This is a genomic window from Psychrobacter sp. CLB018 (genome assembly GCF_041222815.1).
GTDB classification, from domain to species: Bacteria; Pseudomonadota; Gammaproteobacteria; order Pseudomonadales; family Moraxellaceae; genus Psychrobacter; species Psychrobacter faecalis.
The window spans coordinates 1,649,991-1,667,810 of record NZ_CP166085.1 but is presented as its reverse complement, the minus strand read 5'-3'; the positions used below and the strand labels follow the sequence as shown (position 1 = coordinate 1,667,810).

Annotated in this window: 13 protein-coding genes, 1 tRNA gene and 1 pseudogene; 8 read left to right on the top strand and 7 right to left on the bottom strand. The window is 42.8% G+C overall.

The annotated features are described in order from the left end of the window. Positions 1–23 precede the first annotated feature (23 nt). Positions 24–775 (bottom strand): IS5 family transposase gene (locus AB8P72_RS07060; protein WP_306495080.1). Its coding sequence is split into 2 segments (ribosomal slippage): positions 24–568 and positions 568–775, totalling 753 coding nucleotides; the frame shifts between segments, so codons are not numbered across the junction. Between the two features lie 230 nt (positions 776–1,005). Here AB8P72_RS07060 and AB8P72_RS07055 point away from each other — a divergent pair. From AB8P72_RS07055 to AB8P72_RS07035, 5 genes are all read left to right on the top strand, one after another. After that, positions 1,006–1,344, top strand: coding sequence for a hypothetical protein (locus AB8P72_RS07055; RefSeq protein ID WP_225211716.1), 339 nt, complete (start codon positions 1,006–1,008; stop codon positions 1,342–1,344). 253 nt (positions 1,345–1,597) lie between these two features. After that, positions 1,598–1,765, top strand: a complete 168-nt coding sequence (locus AB8P72_RS07050; RefSeq protein ID WP_180952491.1) for a hypothetical protein — start codon at positions 1,598–1,600, stop codon at positions 1,763–1,765. Between the two features lie 225 nt (positions 1,766–1,990). Further along, positions 1,991–2,383, top strand: a complete 393-nt coding sequence (locus tag AB8P72_RS07045) for a hypothetical protein (protein WP_102076308.1) — start codon at positions 1,991–1,993, stop codon at positions 2,381–2,383. Positions 2,384–2,657: 274 nt separating this feature from the next. Continuing rightward, a complete protein-coding gene (locus AB8P72_RS07040; RefSeq protein WP_369957546.1) occupies positions 2,658–3,539 on the top strand; it encodes an IS982 family transposase in 882 nt (293 codons plus the stop codon). A gap of 115 nt (positions 3,540–3,654) precedes the next feature. Beyond that, a complete protein-coding gene (locus AB8P72_RS07035; protein WP_369957545.1) occupies positions 3,655–4,206 on the top strand; it encodes a hypothetical protein in 552 nt (183 codons plus the stop codon). Between the two features lie 174 nt (positions 4,207–4,380). On the opposite strand, the gene AB8P72_RS07030 is transcribed toward AB8P72_RS07035, so the two are convergent. Beyond that, complete coding sequence (locus tag AB8P72_RS07030) at positions 4,381–4,803, bottom strand: transposase (RefSeq protein WP_198328884.1); 423 nt, start codon at positions 4,801–4,803, stop codon at positions 4,381–4,383. Next, a complete protein-coding gene (locus tag AB8P72_RS07025; RefSeq protein WP_198328881.1) occupies positions 4,778–5,128 on the bottom strand; it encodes an IS630 transposase-related protein in 351 nt (116 codons plus the stop codon). Before AB8P72_RS07025 ends, AB8P72_RS07030 begins: the two co-directional genes overlap by 26 nt. A 123-nt stretch (positions 5,129–5,251) precedes the next feature. Here AB8P72_RS07025 and AB8P72_RS07020 point away from each other — a divergent pair. Continuing rightward, positions 5,252–6,477: pseudogene (locus AB8P72_RS07020) on the top strand (IS3 family transposase). 83 nt (positions 6,478–6,560) lie between these two features. Here AB8P72_RS07020 and AB8P72_RS07015 read toward each other — a convergent pair. From AB8P72_RS07015 to AB8P72_RS07000, 4 genes are all read right to left on the bottom strand, one after another. Next, positions 6,561–6,636 (bottom strand) — tRNA-Arg (locus AB8P72_RS07015). 72 nt (positions 6,637–6,708) lie between these two features. Further along, a complete protein-coding gene (locus AB8P72_RS07010) occupies positions 6,709–7,539 on the bottom strand; it encodes a hypothetical protein (protein ID WP_191691993.1) in 831 nt (276 codons plus the stop codon). Between the two features lie 65 nt (positions 7,540–7,604). Further along, positions 7,605–8,177 (bottom strand): hypothetical protein, encoded by a 573-nt coding sequence (locus AB8P72_RS07005; protein ID WP_144297910.1) that lies wholly within the window; start codon positions 8,175–8,177, stop codon positions 7,605–7,607. A 30-nt stretch (positions 8,178–8,207) separates the two neighbouring features. After that, complete coding sequence (locus AB8P72_RS07000) at positions 8,208–8,333, bottom strand: hypothetical protein (protein WP_305935916.1); 126 nt, start codon at positions 8,331–8,333, stop codon at positions 8,208–8,210. A gap of 312 nt (positions 8,334–8,645) precedes the next feature. Here AB8P72_RS07000 and AB8P72_RS06995 point away from each other — a divergent pair, with 312 nt between their 5' ends. Together AB8P72_RS06995 and AB8P72_RS06990 are read left to right on the top strand one after the other, a co-directional pair. Next, on the top strand, positions 8,646–13,154 hold the full coding sequence (locus AB8P72_RS06995) for an exodeoxyribonuclease V subunit gamma (protein WP_369957544.1): 4,509 nt from the start codon (positions 8,646–8,648) through the stop codon (positions 13,152–13,154). Positions 13,155–13,343: 189 nt separating this feature from the next. Then, positions 13,344–17,789 carry a UvrD-helicase domain-containing protein gene (locus AB8P72_RS06990; protein WP_369958283.1) on the top strand — a complete coding sequence of 1,482 codons (4,446 nt, stop codon included), beginning with the start codon at positions 13,344–13,346 and terminating at the stop codon, positions 17,787–17,789. Positions 17,790–17,820: the final 31 nt, after the last annotated feature.

Here is a 17,820-nt window from a genome sequence, read left to right as displayed (position 1 = left end):
TAATGCAGTTTTAGGGCGTGTCCTCAATTCATCTTGCAATGAATGATAGTACACGCCAGATAAAGCATTGACTTAAAATTACGAGCCAACTTCTCATAGCGAGTGGCTATACTACGGAAGTGCTTGAGTCTCGCAAACATATTTTCTACTAAATGGCGCAGTTTGTATAAATAGCTATCAAACTCTGGATTAGGCTGTTTGGCATTTTTCCTTTTAGGGATGACAGGCACCATATCGTGGGTACGGGCTTTGTCTCTGATGGCTTCTGAGTCATAGCCTTTATCAGCGATAAAGTAATCAGCTTGACCAATCATGTCAATCAATTCACCTGCAACTTGACTGTCGTGGACTTCACCCCCAGTGATTTTAAAATCGAGCGGATATCCATCGGCATCACAGGATAGGTGTATCTTTGTAGTTGCTCCGCCACGGCTTCGTCCAATTGCTCGATCTTCACCACGCCGAGCTCCACTTGCATGCTGGTGACAGCGAACATAGCTTCCGTCGATGAATACCCATTCCGTATCAACTTCTTTTCGTAGGCTAAAAAAAATTTCTCCCACAAACCCGTTTTTGACCATCGATTGAAACGGTTGTAAGCGGTTTTCCATGGGCATAATTCTTCAGGTATATCACGCCAAGGAGCACCTGTACGTAGTTTCCAAAGAATGGCTTCCATCACGTCACGATTCTTATCTTTTCGGTAGCAACCATGTTGTGCCATAGTCACTTGTAGCTGTTCCCAGAGATTATCGGTCAATGCTTGTCTGGCCATTTTTCTTATATACCTCTTATTTTATAAAGTGTATGCTTTATTTTAGAAGATATATACTTTTTTGCCAATTAGGGACACGCCCTAATAATGATATTGCCAAGTATAGATCTAACCTAGCAATAAGCTGTGAGCTGGTTGAAAGCATGTAATTATGATGATGTCATTAGTCTGTCACATTAAGAATCTAGTATAGCGTCATACAAATTCTTGATTAGAAAATAGCAGGTAAGATGATGTTAGATATAAAACAGGAAAAAGACATACAAGTTAGCCCACAAAGTTTTGATGCCATTATGATGTTAGCAATCACTACGGTCGCAGATGATATTGGTGATGCTCCTACCATTGACACGCCATTATTTGATGAAGCTCGAGAGGCTTATTGCGCTGAGCTTTTACAAAGTATTGTTGAATGGCAAAAACAGAACAGCGAAGATCTTTTGTTTGACTCGAATGCTACTCAAAATTACACCTATGCTAAGCGAGAGGCATTAATAAAGGTTGCAGAGGTAAAGCTTTTTAATGCTTTGCACGAAGGAGACTCTATTAGTGAAGAAATGATGATGTAGGGTACTAATCCACTTAATAAAATTTAAAAAATAAAGCAAGGAAGAGCAGGCTTGTCTAGGTATTATTATATGACTTGACCCATGCCGCACTGTAGTGTTATATTTTCTACAATGGCAGTAATTGTAAATTGATTTAAATATGAATGTCTTGAACGAAAGATAACTCTCCGGTTCTTTCGTTTTTTTATTGCCTACGTTTTTGTACCCGATATGTGATTTTCCATATCGGGCTTTTTTATGTCTACGATTTAGCATGGAAGCTGATATGTGCGATCTAACCAACCAAGAGGCCTATGATTATTATCAAGAGGTAACCGAGTCGTGCGACAAAGATTATTGGCTGCAGTTTCTTAAGGACCGAGCAAATAGAGGCGTGGAAGGTGCTCAAGGTTTTGTAGATAAGATTGAGTTTTGTAATTAATTACGGGCCCATAGCGCAGATGGTAGCGCAATACACTGGGGGTGTAGTGGTCAGAGGACAGGACTCATAATTCTAACGTCACAGGTTCAAATCCTGCCGTCTTCATTATGTTAAATTAATCAGTTTTCCTTCCTTGAATGGTTTGGGCGGTTTTTTATAAGTTATATAGCTACACCCGATAATATGTTGTTATAATTTACTTTTGTTTGTATTTGAGAGAACGAAGTGAACTATAAAAAAGTTAGCATTGGTATAATTGGGGTTTTAGTTTTATTTTTTGTTTGGTCTTATTCAAGCAGTCTGAAATCAGCCGAAGAATCAAACGAGATTGCATTAGATGATGCTTACGCTGCTATCGAAGAATATAAGTTGATTATAGAAAATAGCAAAGCTGAAATCGAAAATCTTCAAAGTGAAATGTACAATGCTCATCAGACAGCTGACAATATTAGTGGAATGTATTATCAATTCAGCTTTATTCAATCACAATCAGAACTTGACGATTTAGCGTCTGACTTAGATAGTGAGGCTAGCCAATTGAAGTCTCAACTTAATGATGTGGACAGTTCAATACAAAATCTTGAAAGCCAGCTAGATGCAAGCGAATATTCTTACTGATAGATAGTAATATACCCCACTCTCAACTTCGAAAGTGATTGAAAAAAGAAGAGCACCTCACTAGGGCGTGTCTTCAATTCAATCGATGGACATCTAAATGGGCTAAAAATGGCTAAATTTTGCCAAACTTCATCAAATAGCTAGGTAATATCCCGATATTAACGGCGCTATTTTCCTTGTTTGACTGCAATTTATCTCATTTTTATCACCATTTTTAAAATGAAGACACGCCCTAATCTATTGTTTTCGACCAAGAATACAATGGAGTTGTGAGATGCCCATAGACGAATTTATCATCAATATCTATTTAATGGTAGAGCAATATTACAAAATAGTCGTCACCAAACCCTTGCGAAGTGCAGGTTACGCACCAAAGTTGAGTGATCCTGAGATCATTTGCATGGAGATGGTCGGTGAATTTTTAAACCTTGATCAAGACAAACAGATTTGGCAATACTTTACCCAGCATTGGCAAGACTGGTTTCCAGCCATCGGCTTATACCCTAACTTCGCAAAGCACTGCGCCAATCTGTGGCAAGTCAAACAGCAGATACAAGATAACGTCAGTGAACTTGAGGGCCGTGACAACATCCATTTTATGGATGGTTTTCCGATACCCGTCTGTCATTATGGACGCGCTTATCGGCATAAAAACTATCAAGACTTAGCGGCTTTTAGCTACTGTGCGGCTAAGCAAGAGAGATACTATGGCTTTGAGGGACATTTGCTTGTTAACTTATCGGGCATGATTAAAGGCTTTACCTTTGCTCCTGCCAATGTTGATGAAAGAGCGGTTGCCCCAGAAATCACCACTCATATTCATGGGCTACTTGGCGCTGATAAAGGGTATATCAGCCCTAGTCTGACATCGTACTACGACGCTCAAGGCGTGGATTTACAAACGCCACTCAGAGCTAACATGAAAGAGGATAGACCCAAACCTGTGGTAAGACGGCTGATGAAAGCCCGCCGTATCGTTGAAACAGTCATTGGTCAGCTATCAGAACGATTTAATATACAAAGGGTACGAGCAAGAGATTTATGGCATTTGTCTCATCGATTGATTCGTAAGATTCTTTCACACAATCTGTGTTTTGTACTCAACAAAAAACTTGGTAATCCGCCTCTTCAGTTTGAATTGCTTATTTCAAGTTGAGAGTGGGGTAGTACGTATATTTATTACTATCCTAAAAAAGCTTGGGGTTCACAGTCTCAGCAATCAGCACCTATAGTTGATACCCAATCTTTAATTGATCAAGGACTAAACTTCCATGACTCTACCTCGACTCGATAGTGTAAAGAAAACGGTTAGCAGCTGGATTGTACTGCTAACCACATCTGCCAGCACACAGGCAGAAATACACGATAAACAATTGAACTCAAGCAAAGTGATTGATGTTCAATACTTAATAAGCAAATCTACGTTGAGCTGTTCTTTTAACACCTCAAGTGGAGAACTAATAAGCTTTTATACGAATCTTTTGGAAAATCCATCAATAGAGAAAAAAAACAGTCAGTTTATCATTGGCAATAAATATAAAGTAAAAAATGTAAAATCAATAAATAGCACATTTAAGAAAACGAAAAATGAAATATCTAAGAATATGGATACTGACTTCAATAAATTCGGTGTTAGAGTACTCAGGATTTCTAGTTTTGCTCAAAATGGAGATAGTGAAAATTTTGGATATTACATTATTTTGAAAGGTAAACCTTCATTCAATAAGAGTGTTTTACAGAAGCATAATATAGAATTAACCTATTCAACTATAGAAGAAACTAATGGTGGTAACACACGGATTCGATGTATTTTAGTTGGTTGATAGTTATATATAGTCAGCTCAAAATAAAATTGTTATGGTTGGGACAAACATCATAAAACAATTTGGATAAGTCGTTTTCCATCCAGCCTTGGCGTAGAAACTTCACCTGAGCCCATTTTTTCTCCCACTCGAGCACAGCTCTCGTCTTGCGCTCGGGCAAAGCAGTGCTTTGCTTTATCCTCGCTCAGGATTCAGATCAGGGCTGTACGGCGGCAACCATAGAATACGATGACCATGTCTGTTCAGTAGCTTTTGAATACGCTTGCTCTTATGAAATCTGGCGTTATCCATGACAATCACGCATTTGGTTTTAAGACTTGGGATTAGCGTGAATTTGCACCAGTTGTAGAATATGCTGCTGTTGATGTTTGTCTCAAAGTAATCAAGCGCAAACAGTATCTTTTCATACAGAGCACCAATAACGTTGGTTCGCTTTTTACCTTGCCAGTTGTAGCTATCGATACAAGGCTTACCAATCGGTGCATAACCATGAGAGCGAATGGTTTCAGACTCAAAGCCGCTTTCGTCCATATATACAATGGGGTAGCCTTGCTGCTTAAAGTGCTCAAGCTTATTCTGATACGCCGCTCTTTTGATCGGACAGGCTTTTGGATGTTCTAAGGTCTTTTTTTTGACTGATGCCTAACCGCTTTAGGGCATGATAAATGCCTGTTTTACTACAGTTTAAACGACGGGCTCGCTCATACTGGTAATCATCAGGGTGTTCTTTGACATCATTAAGTAGCACGTCATCTGGTATTTTATAGGGTTTGGTTTGCCTGGTTGTTTTGCTATGAATACGTCTCTTCCAGTTCTGTATCGTGGTTGGACTGAGATTATAAAACTCAGCCGCCTCGGCAAAGGTCATACCGTCATCTATACTTTTAAGAACTTGCATACGAAAATCTAGTGAGTAAGTCATAATCTTTATGATAACAATTGGATTTAATAATTAGTTTATAACACTTTTAAGTGGAATTGACTATATGCTGAAGAAACCGTACAAGTAAACTTGGTAAACTAACGACTCAACGAGGAGTTTACCATGTCCAAGAAAGTTAGAACTTACAGCACAGAATTTAAAGCAGAAGCCGTCAAGAAGATAGCAGATAATAACGGCAATATCTCAGCGACTGCAAAGCAGCTTGGCATCGCCATGCAAACCTTATCAAACTGGCATAATAAAGCCAATCAAGGCAAGCTTGAAGGGACTGAGCAATATGATCCTGATCTTATGAGTGCTCTTCAAGAAATAAAGCAGCTCAAGCGTCAGCTCAAAGTGGCTGAAGAGGAGCGCGAGATCTTAAATGAGGAGGGATAAAGCGAAGCACTGCTTCGCCCCGACGCAAGATGAGAGCTATGCTCGAATGAGGCGACGGCGTACTTCGCGAAAAACAGCCCGTAAAGTACGCCTTTATTAAAGACAATCAGCAGATATTTAGTGTCACTACTATGTGCCGTGTATTGAGCGTTAAGCCCTCAAGCTACTACGATTGGCTAAGTCGTGACTTAAGCGAGCAGCAGATACATCGTAATCAGTGCGAGTTACTGGTTAAAGCCGCGCACAGTGAAACCAAGGAACGCTACGGCTTTGAGCGTCTACAGGCGCACCTAAACGGGCAAGGACATGATATCAGCCCTTACATGGTTAGAAGCATTAAAGAGGAGCATGGCATCAAATGCCGTCGCCACAAGCGCTTTAAAGTCACCACTGACTCTAATCACAATAAGCTAGTCTATGACAACGTATTAAATCAGCAGTTTGATATGCAAAGACCGAATCAAGCTTGGGTCAGTGACATCACCTACATCTGGACAAACGAGGGCTGGCTGTATTTAGCAGGCATTAAAGACTTATACACTAAAGAGCTTGTCGGTTACGCCATTAATAAACGCATGACTGCTGATTTAGTTTGCCGTGCACTCACTATGGCAATCAAGAACAAACGACCTGCCAAAGGGCTAATAGTCCACTCTGACAGAGGCAGCCAGTATTGCAGCCATGCCTACCACAAGATCATTAAGCAGCATCAATTTACAGGCTCAATGAGCGCTAAAGGCAACTGTTATGACAATGCGCCGATAGAAAGCTTCTGGGGTACATTGAAGAATGAGCTGATATATCATAAAGATTATAAAACCAGATTTACAGCCATCAACGATATCATTAGATATATCGAGCTGTACTACAACCAGACGAGGATTCAAAAGGGCTTGGGCTATAAATCGCCAAGACAGGTGTGGTTTGATTATTATCGTCAGGCTGCGTAATTAAAATCTCCCAAGTTTAACTGTACGGATTTGACGGCAGGGGTCACTTTAGGTAATGCGAGGTTATGTCTAAATACAATGATTGGTGCGCCCACAGGGACTCGAACCCCGATCGATCGCTTAGGAGGCAACTGCTCTATCCTGTTGAGCTATAGGCGCGTGGTGGAGTGCTATTGTAAAAAAAAGGTCTGACAAAAGCAATGCGTAATCATCAGGCAGCGGGCCTTAGACTTATTTACCATTGCTAAGCGCGTCGGATACATCTACCGAGAGCTCGCCGGTTGCTTGTTTGGCGCGTGAACTTGGTTGAAATAAATTGTCCATATCATTCTTATAACCGTCGATATTGGTATAATTATGCTGGCTTAAGATATCTTGTCCGGTACTTGAGAGCAAAAAATTTCTAAAATTAATCGCCGCAGGGTTTTGCGTTAATACCACGCCATCTACCGCTTGCTCGCCTTGTAGGGCATAGCCAAAAGAACTCAGGCTACGGGTATTGGTATTATCGCTTTTGGCGTGAGCCGCCACTTCTGCATCAGCTTCATCTACGCCATCTTCTGCTTTTTTAACTTGGGCGCTACTATCATTTAATTTGTTTTGGTTGTGCTTGTCTTGAGCGGTTTTTAATTGTTCTTGCAAAGGCGCTAGGCGCTCTTTTGACAGCTTGCCATTCGCAATGATTAAATCGGTATCTATGAGAAAAGACGCGCGCTCATCGTCGGTGCGATGACTGTCGGCAAAATCATTAACGAATAACGTTAAAAGGGCAGCCGAAGGCACATAGTTTGTTAATATTTGCATATTTGGATAGCGTGCTTGAAAGCTTGCAATCACCGCATCTAAAGGTGCTTGCAGCCCATCTTCTGCTTGGATGTGCAAGGTGCTTTTTGCAATGGTATTTTCGTCATTATCCGCAGACGATGTATCATTGTTATTTGCCATAATCGGCAAAGGGTCCATATTTTTGCGGTTACTGGTCCATAACCAAGTAAAGATGGCGATAAAAATAATCAGCAGCAGTAAAATAAGCCCCGCTAATAGCAGCTTGTAATCTCTCATAAGTTACCGCTCTTTTTTTGGTTAATGTGGTTAATTGATAGAGTAGATGATAAATGGTAACAGATTTATTCTTGATGGTTTAATACTTCGTCTACTAAATCTGCCAGCATATGAGCAAAGATGTCCGCGTCTTTTGCTACAGGTGCTGCCGTACTTGGCTCATTAGTTTTTTGTTGGGTAGGATTATTTTCGTTATTACTGCTAGCATCATTAGATACTACTTGGAAGCCTGAAACAGGCGCGTTTTGTTTATCAGTCGCTTGAGCAGCTGCCATATTAGTAGACAATGCTTGCAAAGCCTGATGCGCGGCCAATGGCGATTCACCGGTGGTAAGTTTGTCTTTAAGCCATTTAAAACCGTGGGCTTCCCACCATGCTTCAAAGCGTGGTAACGTGCTGCCACGCACCGCTGCTGGCAAGTTTAAAGTACGAAGTTTTTGGGTCAATATCGGGTCGCTAATGGCTTGATGGATGCTAAGATAAAGACCACTGCTATCGTCAGTATAAGGCTGCCTGTTTTGCCATGACCTATCATCAATTTTCATGCGGGGCAATTCCCACAGCTCACCGCGGTAGTATACAACATACAACCGGCGTTTAGGATGAACGAAAATGGCATCAATGGGGCGCATGGGCATAGTATTCTGTTATCTCTTTAACAAAAAAGTTTAGGTAAAGGGTAGAGCGACATCCGTTGTCGCAAGCGCTCTTGCTTTATAGGTGACGTGCTGGTAAACCACCGCGAACAGTGGCACACTGATCAGCAGATTGCGCACGTTATTAGCTTTTCTCACTACCAACCGTGTTATTAATACTCATCGTTTATTATTAGCGACAGTTTTACTGCCAAACACAGGGTGTTATGCATGAATTGGTACTATAATATCTACTGTTTTTAATCGATATTATGCTAGCAGAAATGCAACAGACTAACGAGCAGCAAACATAGATTGATGAGTGTTGCCTACCACGTTTCTTCTTCAGAAAAAGTATGAAACCATACGCTATCATCAGCTTTGCCGTAAAATTTACACGCTCGTCGTGTTGTTTTTAATACTCAATTTTTACTATTCCAGCTTTATTCATTCAAATAGATTACCTCATTTATGTTTACCATTATTCAGTCGCACCGCACCGAGCTTTTAGTTGAGCAGTTGTTGGAGGCCTATAAGTCCAAAAATCAACCCATTTTTGAAGAGTTTGTTGTCATTGTGCCATCAATGGTACTTGGTGATTGGCTAGACAAGTCTATTGCAAGCCAAGCGGGTATCAGTACCTTAGTGACGACGACGTTTTGGGGTCAGTATCAGTGGATATTGATGCAGGATGTGTTGAGCCGCCACAATGCCTATTTATTAGAACAAAACCCTGTAGCGTCAACGTTGAATGTGCCTGAGGTGGCAGTACTGTCACCAACGGTAATGCAGTGGCGATTGTTTGGTTATTTGACTTACTATCAAGAGGCGATTGTCGCTGATGAAAAACATCCCGTTCATCCACTGCTGGCGTCTTTGATTGATGAGCCGCAAGAAGAAGTTCAGCAGGATAAGGCACAGCAAGATGCGCGTATTTGGCAGCTGGCAAGTGATTTGGCGAGGGTGTTTAACCGCTATTTAACCCATCGTGAGGACTGGTTGGATCTGTGGTCACATAATAAGCCGCTTAATGTGGATGCGCTGATAGCGGATAAGGATGCACTATCCTTGCGCTTCGATAAGTATGCACGTGGCACCCCTGAATGGTTGGTGGCGCACTATGTAGAGTTAGAGGTCGCGCAGCGTTTCTTATGGTCGCATTTGTTTGCCGATGTGCATCAGCACCGGGTGGCACTTGAGGATACTTTTTGGTCAGCGCTAAAAAGCAACAAGGCGAATGAGCGTGCTCAACTGCCCAAAGTTCTGCGCATTTTTACCATTCAGCAATTGCCACAAACCGAGCTCGACTTTTTACAGCGCTTGTCACAATACATGGATATCACACTGCTGCACTACAACCCATCCAAGCTGTTTTGGGCGGATATTGTTGATAAATCATGGCTACAGCGTCAACAGATCATTAACCCTGAAAGCGTGTTTCTGCGTGATTATGGGCACAGTTTGCTATCACGTTTGGGTAAACAGTCGCGTGATACTTTTGCGATGCTCGCAAATTTATCGGGTAATGAGCAATACCAAGACGCACTCGTCGAGTGGCAAGATATCTTTAATGAGGGCGATGATAGCAATGATGGCTTGAGCGACGAGTTCAGTATTGATTTTGATGATAGTGCGCAACAGCTGCAAAAGAGCGTAAGCTTATTGAGACGTTTACAAAATGATGTGTTGATGCTCGATGAGCAGTCTACCCAGCAAGCGACCGCGGCCAAAGTATCGCAAGCAGTCAGTAAACAAATAGAGACCGGCTCTGATCAAAATGAGCAAGAGACGCCGTGGTATGTCGATGAAGCATTAGAGAATAAACGCTTTGAGAAGGAGCGTTTTTGGGAAATGTCTGCGCAAGATAATAGCCTAAGTATTCATTCATGCCACAGTTTACAGCGTCAACTTGAAGTACTGCGCATCATGATTGGGCGCTGGTTGAATGAGCCATTAAAACCTGGTAAGAAAAAACGCCATATATCCGATATTGTCGTGTTGCTGCCCGATGTTGAGCGTCACCATGCGCTGATCAGCTCTATTTTCGTTAGTGGTAAAGGCCAAGACGGTTTGACCTTGCCTGCAAAGGTAACTGGTGTGGTCGATGCAGATATTCGTCAGCTATGGGAAGCCATCATTGGTTTTTATAAGCTGTTAGGCAGTCATAGTGCCCGCTTTGAAGCCGCCGAGGTGCTTGATTGGCTAATGCTGCCACCGCTGCATGAAAGTTTTGGCTTAACCCATGATCAGATGAGCCGTGGCTGTGATTTACTGGTAGAGGCAGGCTTTATTCGCGGCTTTGATGAATGGCATCTTAAACAAACCCTAGATAGCAACGACTATGACTACCGATTTACCTTTGCTCAAGCGTTAGATAGATTAACCTTGGGTCTCGTGATGCCAGAGGCCAGTTTAAGCGATTGCTTATATCCTTTGGCACAGGAAGAGTGGCCAAGCACTGCCTTGCCGGAAATGAGTTTGCCGCTGCCGCAAGTGAGCCTAAATGATGCGATAATTATTGAAGCGCTTTGTCGTATTTATGCCGGTTTGACTGCGCGCCGTGATGATCATACACAAAAACTAAAAGCGGAAGATTGGCTTGATCAGATTGAGAAACAAGTCATTCATCGCTACTTTAGTGATGTCGATCAAACGCGTACGATGCGCGCCATCTATAACGCTATGAATGGCTTTAAATCAAGCCTGAGGGCCAATCGTCACTATAGACAGTACGCCAGTAGCGATAGTGTCAGTAATGCTAACAAAAAAGAAGTAGAGCAAAGGCTGGCAGGCGTTGAGCAGTTGCCATTAAAGCTGAATTTTATGCTGGACAGTATTGAAGCAGAGCTTGAGAGTCAGCAGGTCAGTGCCGAGCCGACTGGGGTGATTACCTTTGGTCGATTTGGGGCGCTCAGAAATGTGCCTTTTGATTTGGTGGTGATGCTCAATATGGATCTGTCTGAATTTCCTGGGCGTGATCTTGATAATCGCTATGATTTGATGAAAGCCACCAATGCCCGCCGCGGTGATAGAGTCAGTGAAGATGATGATAATGGTGCATTTTTAGATGCCTTGCTGTGTGCGCGCAGTGCTTGCTGGATATTTTATAACGGTCAAAGTCTGTTGGATACCCACGAGCACCTGCCAGCCAACCCAGTTAGTGAGCTATTACAATTTTTGCAAGGTGAGGTGCAGTGGCAGGTCAACTCGCTTGAAGCGTTAGACACATTACCTGAGAATGTTGATTCTACCACCGAGAGCCTTAAGCGTTATTTACCTAAATTGATTAAACAGTGGCTGCTGACTGAGCATCCGGCACTGCCGTTTCATGAGAGTTTGTTTGAAACAGACATTGAAGACGCAGATGTTTGTGAGCAAGCGTCTGACATTCCTAAGCTCAATTTGAATGAAAGCACAGCTATGCACACTGAAAATGATATTCAAGACAACAGACTTATTGATAATGCAGATGAGTTAGATGTTCTTTTGAATACAGCCATGCGCAGAACCAAGCTTGCGCAAAAACGTCAGTTTCCTCCGGCGCCGCTTTGGCAAGCAGTGTTTAATACCTTAAAGGGCAGAGCATTTAGTGAGCATGCAGAACTGGTTAGCTTGCCTACCAAAGCACAGTACGAATCAATTGCTCAGCTGCTTGGTCAATCTCTAGGTCAGTTAGGACAAGTAGACAATCAAACCTTAGATGTAATAGCTGAGATGTTGTCACTAGACGCAACAGCTGTATTCAATGATTCTGGTGAGGTTAATGACCTTACTAAAAAGGCACTTTCCGAAACTGTATTTAATATTGGAGAGATAGACGTTGAAGGGGTATTGACCTATCAAGTGCGCCATCCTGCCAAGGCATTTTTGCGTACTCAAAAGGTGCATGTGGTGCAGGGTGAGGAAGCGATGGCACATCAAGAGCCACTATTCCTAGACAATCTAACGACTTATCAGATAAAAGAGTATCTGATTAACGAGCTGGCGAGCGATGCAGCAAATAATAGTACCGACAGCACCGCCACGCAAGACAGTCCAATCTTGATGTATCAAAAAATCATGCCAGCAGGTGTGGCGCGCCAAACGACATTGCCCAATCAAAAACAAAAACTGCAGCAGCAATGTCAGGAATTTAAAGAACAGCTAGTTGCTAATGGCTTGGATGATGCCCAGATATTAGAGGCAAGCGAGATAGGTGGTTTGCAGCTACTGACTCCAACCACCGAGCATCCCGTTCAGCTAGAGTTAGCGACTGTGTTGAACCATGCTGATAATGCGCCACTACCGAAGCTATTGCCTAAAATAGTTAAAATAAAAGGTTCAGTACCAATATCAGTTCCTACATCAGTATCGATAGATGCCAATCACCATTCCTCTAATCTACAGGCTGGCGTGTCCTATGCGGAAAACTCACCCAAGCAGTGGTTAAACATACTGCCCAATTCTGCTAGCCCCAAGCATTTAATCAAGTTTTGGTTGTCGCATCTGTATTGGCAAGTTGCCAGACGTACCACTGCCGAGCAAGTCGCAGCAGATGATGGCGTGAGTATTTGGCGCTTTAACAAATCCAACTCGCAAGTTGGTAAATATAAAGATGTAATCACATTTAAGTTAAGCCCTATTGTGTATGAAGATGCCGTGACCGAGCTGATAAAGTGGGCGATATTTGGCAAGCTAGTAGGTCAAGTGCCGATTACCTTATTGCCAGAATATGCGCTCAGTTATCTTGATAAGTGTGCAAAAGCGGCAGAGAGTGAAGATGAGAGCGGCAGCTATTGGCCAAAACGCGCAGACTTCTCAGATTGGCTAAGACCTAGCTATCACGTAGATACAGTATACGATACCTGCTCGCAGCATGCCATTTGGCAATACGTACTGCGTGATCAAGACGCGTTTAAAACCTTATCAGCAGCATTAACGACGTTAGCACAGCCGCTTTATGAGCCAATGTTTACAGCGCTACAAGGTTTAGATAGTTAGCAGGCTAGCTGGTTACTTAAAACTGTTTAAAACGGTTCGTTTTTTGCCCTTTGGTTTAATTGATAATAAAAAGTGTACGCCCCTATGACAGAATTTACCGCCACCACTCACATGATGGACATTTCTACCCAGCCACACGCATCTGATACATATCAGGGTATGACTGACAGTGAGGTTGCGAATCACGACATGATTAAGCCTAAGAATAATGCGGATGTGATACCAGCGGTTGATGTTGCATTGACGGGGCGGCATCTTATCGAAGCGTCAGCTGGTACTGGTAAAACGTGGACACTAACTGGCATTGTACTGCGTCTGTTGATTGAGGCACGGCGTGCACCAGAGCAAATCATTGCGACGACCTTTACTCGCGCTGCGGCTGCTGAGATGCGTCAGCGCATTCATGATCGTTTGGTGGATTTCTATCAGCTGCTGCAATGGGTGAATAGCCTGAGTGCTGACCGCGCTAATAAAGAGAGTTTGTATCCACATATATTACAGGTGACACCTGATAGTGATAAGCAAGCAGTCAATAGCTCAAATACGGATTCAAACGCTGAAATAGATGCAGATGAACTAAATCAAGACTTTGTTTATAACAACGTTCATGACAAAAAAGCTGCTGCTGAAAAGCGTGCACAAGCAAAAAAAGATCGTGAGGACTGGTTAGTCGCTCAGGCTAAATATGCGCGCTTAGATGACATCATGCAAGACCCTATCAATCTGCATCTGGTCGGCTACTTGCTTGATCATGTATACAGCTATCCTATGACAGAAGCCATTCGACGCACGGCGCTTGTATTAACCACCTTGGACAAGCTGTTTGTCGGAACCCTTGATAGCTTGGCGCAAAAATGGTTGAAGGAGTACAGTAGCGAGACCGGTCATCAGCAAGGGATGGCTATTATTGAAGACAGCAGCATTGAGCAAGTGACGGACAGTATTGTTCATGATGAGCTGCGTCAGTTTCAAAGTAGGCTGTATCACGAGCAACCTAAATTGTATGCATTGATGGATCAGCAAGGTAAGCTGACGGCGGTGGGCGATCATAAAAACTATGTAACTCGGTCGCTGAATTTTATTTCTGCGCCAATTGATGAAGTTGTGAGCAGTGATTTTTCTTTTGAGGGTTACGAGCGGCTTATCCATAGTATCATTGAGCGCAGCGATGAGCTTGATGCTTTCTTTAAGCCTGATGGCGAATACTATGAAGTTCCCAAAGGACAGTTGCAGAATAACAGAGAGTCTTGGCCGAAAATCGTTCAAGTGTTAGAAGAGTCTGGTCCCGCCGCTTATAAGTTCATATCAGACAAAAAAACTTATACTAGAAAGTTAATTGAAGCGTTTCAGAAAACTGATGATATAGGCAAACAGTTCTACAAGCCAAAAGATGGTGAAAGAGTTAATTTGATATTTAATGAGTTGCAGGTGGTTCGTGACTTTAAACGGTATATTGAAGAAAGCAAAAAGCTCGATGAATACGTTATTACTATTTTAGCCAATCTCAATCGCCATATCGTGTTGGCGGTACGTGACAGGCTACCGGTTATATTAGAAGAGCGCGGTGAAACTACCTTTAGCTTGCAGATGGTGCGTTTAAACCAAGCATTAACGGGTCGGCAAGGAGAGAAGCTGGCACGTTATATTCGTCATCATTATCCCGTGGCATTGATTGATGAGTCGCAGGATATCAATGGCGAGCAAGCCACTATGATTGAAAGCATCTATTTGCCAACAAATAAACGTAAACCGTTGGCCAATGACAAACAGGCTACTAATAAAACCAACCATGATTTTTTGTTGTTGGTAGGCGATCCTAAGCAGGCCATTTATGGGTTTCGCGGCGGTGATGTCGCCAACTACAATTATATGAAAGCCCAGTTTGAAAAAAGCAGCCTATGGACGCTCGATGTTAATCGTCGTTCAAACGCCAGTGTGATTAATGCCCTAAACTGTTGGTTCGGTATGCCTGCGCCAGTGACTCAAGAGAATAGGCTGGCACAGTTAGGTAGTGGTATTTATTACCAGCACATTAAAGCTGAAAAGCAAGAAAATCAGCTGTCTTGGTTTAATGATTCAAACATACTAAATAGCGACTTGGTAAATGACGTACTTTCTGCTCAGCCAGTGAGTGTGTTGCACTTGCCTTATGATAAGGACAAGGAGCTTGAGTATGATGAGTTCGAGATCGCAGCGCGTCATATTGCGACCTTACTCAGCAGTGGTCAGACATTAAAAGGCAAGCCGATTCAGCCGAGCGATATCGGTGTGCTGGCACGTGCCAAAAAAGATTTAAAACAAGTAGAAGATGAGCTGGTAAAGCTCAATGTGCCGACCTTGACCACCAGTGATGTGAGTATCTTCGAAACCGTCATGGCAGAGGATGTGGCAGCGCTGCTGAGTGCTATGCTATATCCGTATCGTCATGACATGATTAATCGGGTGCTGACCAGTCATTTGTATGGCCTGAGTATCAAAGATATTAAAGCCATGATGATTGACCATGAGGCAGGAGCTGTAGATTTAAATAGCGCTAATATAAAAGCCATCGACAATAAGAAAAGCTATCAAGACTTTATTAGCTATTTAAAAGAAGGTGCCCAGCTTTGGCAGCACTTTGGCGTATTATCGGCCATGCATTACTTGTTAGATCAAAGCCCTGTGCAGCCGCAAGGCGTTTGGCAAGCATTAGCCGCCCATCCAGAAGGCGATCGTCATATTATGGATTTGCGTCATGTAATGGATATATTAGCGCAGTATGGTATCGGCATGGGTGAGTACGAGCTGCTGGCCTGGTTTAGACAAAACATAGATAGCGCGCCTAGCAGCGATTGGGCCAAGCAGTATCCGTTACCGACAGAATCTGGCGTGCAGCTAATGACCATTCATAAATCAAAAGGGTTGGAGTTTCCTATTGTCTATGTGCTGGGTATGGGTGATGCCAGTAGGAAGTCAGGTAATAAAGAAGACTATGGGTTGTATCTCTACAACTCGCAACAAAACCCTACCCAACAAGATGCTACTCAACAAAGTCAGTCAGCGTTGGCGCAGCAATCGACAGGCAATCAGCGCCGATTCTCTCCTGTACAAGGCTCTGCGACCACAAAGGGTTACTATACCGATATTGAAACGCAGGAGGGCTTCGAGGAGCTGCGCCGGCTTGGTTATGTGGCCTTTACGCGCGCCAGTGAACAGCTTTATGTGGTACTGCGAGATCCCCACAACAAAACAGGGTTTGAATTAAAGCCGGTGTTCTATTGGTTTGAGTCACCAGAGCCAAAATTTGAATTGCCAGATAGATTCAAAGGCACCATAGGTATGATTAGAGGGCATAAGGTCAATGAGTTCTATAACGATAACTGTGCTGCTACTAAAGCAGGCAAATTAACAGAAAGTGGATCGCCCGATTTTATTACGCCCAAAACCGAACCTATTGAGTATGATGATTTTTCAGAAGTTATGAAAATCAATTACTTTTACGGTTGGGCTAAGACCAGTTTTACCGCCTTAGCCCGTCAGCTAGATGAGTCAACGCAGACAATGGCTGTGATGGATGAGCGTATTGATGATGGGATAGATATTGATGTTGATATCAATATCACCGAAACGTCAGTTCCACCGTCACTGGGTGGTCATGCATCAGATAGTCATGACGCTGCCGCGCAAGTCGATCAGGCAAGTCTCAAGTTAGAGGATGATATTCGTTTTACCTTTGTGAAAGGTGCCAATGCGGGTACATTTTTGCATGAGATATTTGAAAAAATTGATTTTAATAATAAATCCCAGTGGTCTCAGGTTATCGATAGAGCTATTAGTAGCTATCAGCTGCCGTTGGTGTATAGCAGTGCTGAAACCCAAAGCCGTCGATTACAAGCGAAGAAGCAAGAGCAAGGCGATAGTGCTTCATTAAATACTGATTCATTGGATTCGGACTCGATAGATGCTAGCAAGCATGCAGCTCTCATTGGCTGGATTGAAGAGGTGCTACATACGCCGCTATTAGCGTCTGATCAGCCGTTACGCTCTATCGATGCAAGTCAGAGGTTCGCTGAATTAGAGTTCAATATGGGACTGTCAGAGCGTTTTAAAGCACAAGATATTAATAGACTCTTTCAGCAGTACCTGCCTAATGAAACCGACAAACATGTCAATCTGGTTCCGCAAAACAAAGCGCATTTATATCGTTATTTACGTGGTGAAATCGATTTGGTGTATGAGCATGCTGGCAAGTATTATGTCGTCGATTATAAAAGTAACTTTTTAGGAAATAGCCTAAGCGATTATAACGAAGCTACGCTCAAGCAAGCGATGTCTAAAGCAGGGTATTGGTTGCAAGCAGCCATTTATCAAGTGGCATTGCATCGGTTTTTGTCGATGCGAATTGCTGATTATGTAGGCAATGAAGCTAAGTATTTGGGCGCGGTGGAGTATGTCTTTTTACGAGGCGTATATGATCCAACCTCTCAGTTGGTGACTAAAGCAAAAGAGGCGAATGTACTGAGTGGCGGCGACTCAATAGCCAGTGAGACAATGCATGACAAACCAACAAACAGGGCCCGCTATGGACTGGTGACGTGGGATATTCCTATTGATTTTATTAAGGCCTTAGATGCATTGTTTGGCATGCCCAGTTAGCAGGGTACACAAAATGAATGCAATTACGAAT